The following is a 5,109-nucleotide window of genomic DNA, read 5'->3' as shown; positions in this document are numbered from 1 at the left end:
GCCGGCCACCGCGGCCTCCGAGCCGGCCAGCGACGCCAAGTGATCGCGCGCTGACCGCGCCCCTGCCGCCTCCCCCGGCGCACGCCGCGGGGAGCGCTTAACATCCACCGCTTCGCGGCGGTTCGGCCGGTCCCTGCAGAGGCGGATGTTTCGATGAAGGCATGTATCTATGGCGCGGGCGCCATCGGCGGCTGGCTCGCCGTGGCGCTGGCGCGAGCAGGCGGCGATGTGTCCATGGTGGCGCGCGGCGCCACGCGGCAGGCCCTCGATGCGCAGGGCCTGCGCCTCGTTCAACCCGATGGTTCCGTGCACGCCACGCCGGTGCGCGCGCACGACGATCCGGCCGCCCTGGGCGTGCAGGACCTGGTGGTGCTGGCCGTCAAGGCCCCGGCCCTGCCCGACGTGTCCGCCCGCATCGCGCCGCTGATCGGCCCCCACACGCTGGTGCTCACGGCCATGAACGGCGTGCCGTGGTGGTTCCTCGACGGCTGCGGCGGCCCCGCACAAGGCCAGGCGCTGCAGTCGGTCGACCCCTCGGGCGCCATGGCGCGTGCCGTGCCGGCCGGCCAGGTGATCGGCGGCGTGGTCCACACCAGTTGCTCGCTCGACGCGCCCGGAGTGGTGCGCCACCACTTCGGCAACCGGCTCATCCTGGGCGAGCCCGCCGGCGCGCCCACGCCGCGGCTGCAGGCACTGGCCGACACGCTGCGGCGCGGCGGCATCGAGGCCGAAGTGTCCTCCCGCATCCAGCAGGACGTGTGGTTCAAGCTCTGGGGCAACCTGACGGTCAACCCCATCAGCGCGCTCACCGGTGCCACCACCGACCGCATCCTCGACGACGACCTGGTGCGCACCTTCATCTCCGACGTGATGCGCGAGGCCAAGGCCATCGGCGAACGGCTGGGCCTGCCGATCGACCAGCAGCCCGAAGACCGCCACGCCGTCACCCGCAAGCTGGGCGCGTTCAAGACCTCGATGCTGCAGGACGTGGAGGCCGGCAAGCCGCTGGAGATCGACGCCCTGGTGGGCGCGGTGCACGAGCTGGGCCGCCTCACCGCTGTGCCCACGCCGCACACCGACGCCCTGCTGGGCCTGGTGCGGCTGATGGCGCGGGTGCGTGGCCTGCACTGATACGCACGGACGGGCATATCAAAAACCATAGCAAGACGCCCTAGTACCCATTGCCTTCCCGAGGTTTTTGGCTTGAAACCACGAGGCCGCAGGCGGCGGCCGTTCCTTTTCCCATCGCCAACCCACTGGAGCCCCCATGGCCTCGCTGACCCTCTACTACGCCCCCGGCACCTGCGCGCAGGCCGTTCGCATCGCGCTGAACGAAGCCGGCGCCGATCACGCGCTGGAGCGCATGGACTTCAAGGCGCAGCAGCAGCGCACGCCCGAGTACCTGGCCATCAACCCCAAGGGCCGCGTGCCGGCCCTGGTCACCGAGCAGGGCGTGCTGACCGAGACGCCCGCGCTGCTGGCCTATGTGGCCCAGCGGTTCCCTGACGCGCGGCTGGCGCCCACCGATCCCCACGGGTTCGCGCGGATGCAGGAGTTCAACAGCTACCTCGCCTCCACCGTGCACGTGGCCCATGCCCACCGGCCCCGCGCCAGCCGCTGGGCCGACGAGCCCGAGGCCATCGCCGCGATGCAGCGCAAGGTCGGCGCCAACATGACCGAATGCTTCGCGCTGATCGAGCAGCAGCTGCAGGGGCCGTGGGTGCTGGGCGACGCCTATTCGGTGAGCGACGGCTACCTGTTCACCATCGGTGGATGGCTGCAAAGCGATGGCGTGGACATCGCCCGGTTCCCCAAGGTGCATGCGCACGCGCAGCGCGTGGCGGCGCGGCCGGCGGTGCAGCGGTCGTTGGATTGATGTCCTGCGGGGGGGCGGGTGCCGCGCGAGGCGGCGCCCCTCGAGAAAAAGCCCCGGGGCCGGGCGGCCCGCGGGGCGGTTCGTGAAGGCCGGGCGCGATGACCGGCAACGATATGGCCTGGCGGCTCAGTTGACCTTCAGCAGGCGCCAGTCGATGCGGTTGTCCGCGCGGTGGATGATCTCCACCTTCTGCGAGGCCGCCCAGGGGATCACCTGGTTGTACAGCGGGATGTGCGAGATGAGCTGGTGGTCCTGCACCAGCGCTGCTCGATCAGGCTGTTGCGCGTGGCGGCGTCGGTTTCCTTCTTGATGCGCTCGATCAGCGCGTCCTGCTGCGGGTCGCTGAAGCGGCCCAGGTTGAAGTTGCCGTCGCCGCCGGCACCGGGCGAGCGGATCAGCGACTGCAGCGAATAGAACGCGTCGAACGTCGGCACGCCCCAGCCCAGCAGGTAGATGCTGGCCTCGTTGCGCTGGATCATCGGGAAGTACGTGGCGAACGGCAGCGAGCGCAGCCTGGCTTTCACGCCCACCTTGGCCCACTGGGCGGTGATGGCCTGGCACAGCTGCTCGTCGTTGATGTAGCGGCCCGCGCTGCAGGCGAAGTCCACGTCGAAGCCCTGCGGGTAGCCGGCCTCGGCCAGCAGCTTCTGCGCGGCGGCGGGGTCGTAGGGCCAGCGCACGTCGGCCTTCGGGGTCCAGCCGTTCACCTGCCGCGCGATGATCGCGCCGGTGGGCTGGGCCAGGCCGCGCAGCACCACGCGCTGGATGGCGTTGATGTCGATGGCCTGGTAGAGCGCCTTGCGCACGCGCACGTCCTTGAGCGGGTTCTTGCCCTTCACGCTGGAGTTCTGCAGCTCGTCGCGGAACTGGTCCAGGCCCAGGAAGATGGTGCGGTTCTCGGCGCCGTCCAGCACCTTCAGCTGCGGCTGCTGGCGGATGCGGGGCACGTCCTGCAGGCTGGGGTCGAGCACGAAGTCCACCTCGCCCGACAGCAGCGCCGCCGTGCGCGTGGCATCGGACTTGATGGGCGTGTAGACCACGTCGGTCACGTTGCCGCCGAATTGGCCCTTGCCCCACCAGTGGGGATTGGCCGCCAGCACCAGGCGCTGGTCGGGCGCCCAGGACTTGAGCACGAACGGGCCCGTGCCCAGCGTGTTGCGGTGGGTGTAGGGCTCGTCGCTGGTTTTGATGTCCTTCGGGGCCGTGGCGTTGTTCTTCTCGGCCCAGGGCTTGCTCATGATGCGCAGCTCGGTGAGCTGGTTGACCAGCACCGGGTTGGGCACCTCGGAGAAGATGTCCAGGGTGTTCGCGTCCACCACGTCCACGCGGTCGATGCCCTGCGTGTACACCGCGTAGTTGGAGGTCTTGGCCTTGGCGCGCTCCAGCGAGAACTTCACGTCGTCGGCCGTGAGGGCGGAGCCGTCGCTGAACTTCACGCCCTGGCGCAGCGTGATGCGCAGCTGCGTGGGGCTGACCCGCTTCCAGGCGGTGGCCAGCTGCGGCTCGGGCTTGAAGGTCTTGCTGTTGTATTCGACCAGCGTTTCGTACACGGCCGAATGCAGCGCGTTGTTCACGCCCACGTTCTGCGCGTGGATGTCCCAGGAGGACACGTCGGCCGAGCGGGCGAAGCGGAAGGTGGCGGCCTGCGCGGCCAGCGGCGTGGCCACGGTGAAGGCGGCAGCGGCCAGGGTGGCCGCGAGGGAAAGCGAAAAACGCATGGTGCAAAGGCCCTGAAGCAACGAAGAGTGCGGCCACTATGCCCGCGGCCCTCCGCGTGGCGAACGACTTTGTGGTTCTAACGTTATGCAGGCCCCGCGGCCGGGTAAATTCAGGGGCCCGTCGCGTTGCCTTCCACCCCTCACACAGGCCATCCCCCATGGGCTCCATCGATCCGCAGGAAAGCACCCCGCAGCTGCTCAACCGGCTGCGCATGCGGCAGGTCGCTCTGATGCTGGCCATCGCCGAGCACCGCACGCTGCGCGCGGCTGCGGGCGCGCTGGGCCTGAGCCAGCCGGCCGCGACCAAGATGCTCCACGAACTGGAGGCCGCCCTCGGCCAGCCGCTGTTCGACCGGGTGGGCCGCGGCCTGCGGCTGAACGCCGCGGGCGAGCGGGTGACCGGCTACTTTCGCAGCATCCGCGGCAGCATGGAAGCGCTGAACCGCGAACTCAGCGAGATGCGGCTGGGCAGCGCGGGCAAGCTGTCGGTCGGCAGCATCATGGCGGCCTCGCCGGGTCGGCTGACCGACGCGCTGCTCGGGCTGAAGGCGGTGTTCCCGCTGCTGGCGCTGGAGATCGCCGTGGACACGAGCGACCGGCTGCTGGCGCAGCTGCGCGAGGGCGTGCTCGAAGTGGTCGTGGGCCGGCGTTCCGGCGATTCGGGCCGGGACTGCACCTTCCAGCCCATCGACGGCGAAGGCCTGGCGGTGGTGGTGCGCAACGGCCATCCCCTGGCGGGCAAGGCGCGCGTGGGCTTCGCGGCGCTGCTCGATTTTCCGTGGGTGCTGCAGCCGGCCGGCAGCCCCATGCGCGACCTGATCGCGCAGGAGTTCAAGGACCACGGCGCGGCGCTGCCGCAGGGGCTGATCGAGACCGGCTCCATCCTCACCACCATCAACCTGGTGCGGCGCTCCGAACTGATCGGGGTGATCCCGCAGGCCGTGGCGCAGCGCGATGCAGAGCACGGCCTGCTGCACGTGCTGCCCTACCGCTTCCAGCACACGCTGGAGGCCTACGGCAGCCTGGTGCGGCCGACCGGCCGCTGAGCCCGCCGGCCCAGGCGTTCCTGCGGCTGCTGCACGCGCCGAAGTAGAACCCGGCCCCCGCGGGCTTCAGCGCGCGCGCAGCAGGCGCACGGCTTCGGGCAGGGAGTTGGCCTGCGGCACGAAGCGGTCGATGGCCGCGCCCAGCACCACCGCGCACAGCAGTGCGCCGAGCAGCGGCTTCCAGGTCAGCCGCACCGCGGCCGAGAGCCAGCCGGCCCGCTCCACGCCCATCGCGGCGCGCGCGGTGGCATACGAGAACGCCAGTTCCACCGCTACGGCCAGCAGCACGTCGAAGCCGAAGTACAGCAGCGCGAGCGCTCCCGCGCCCAGCACGATGGCCGCGCCGATGAGGAAGATGGCCACCACGGGCACGATCACCACCGCGCCCTCGTCCGCACCGCTGGCGGCCTCCAGCGCCCCGCCGGCCACATCGCCCAGGCCCTCGCCCAGGCCGCTCCCCACGCCCTCG

General features: G+C 70.8%; 2 protein-coding genes and 3 pseudogenes. 3 read left to right on the top strand and 2 right to left on the bottom strand.

Translation table 11 applies throughout. The features are described 5' to 3' along the window. The first annotated feature begins 153 nt into the window (after positions 1–153). Entirely contained in the window at positions 154–1,131 is a 978-nt protein-coding gene (locus tag AC27KI_RS18310) for a 2-dehydropantoate 2-reductase (RefSeq protein ID WP_284410538.1), read from the top strand. Positions 1,132–1,267: 136 nt separating this feature from the next. Continuing rightward, positions 1,268–1,876: a glutathione S-transferase family protein gene (locus AC27KI_RS18305; RefSeq protein ID WP_284430302.1), complete on the top strand. Its 609-nt coding sequence runs from the start codon at positions 1,268–1,270 to the stop codon at positions 1,874–1,876. Between the two features lie 126 nt (positions 1,877–2,002). Here the strand turns inward: AC27KI_RS18305 and AC27KI_RS18300 are convergent. Continuing rightward, a pseudogene (locus AC27KI_RS18300) lies at positions 2,003–3,594 on the bottom strand (ABC transporter substrate-binding protein). Positions 3,595–3,752: 158 nt separating this feature from the next. Between AC27KI_RS18300 and AC27KI_RS18295 the strand changes: the two are divergent. Continuing rightward, positions 3,753–4,687: pseudogene (locus AC27KI_RS18295) on the top strand (LysR family transcriptional regulator). A gap of 19 nt (positions 4,688–4,706) precedes the next feature. On the opposite strand, the pseudogene AC27KI_RS18290 reads toward AC27KI_RS18295, so the two are convergent. Next, positions 4,707–5,109: pseudogene (locus AC27KI_RS18290) on the bottom strand (hypothetical protein); the annotation flags it as partial.

This window comes from Acidovorax sp. KPB24-03, from assembly GCF_057546605.1.
The sequence above is the reverse complement of the archived record's forward strand: the minus strand, read 5'-3'. Positions and strand labels throughout refer to the sequence as shown.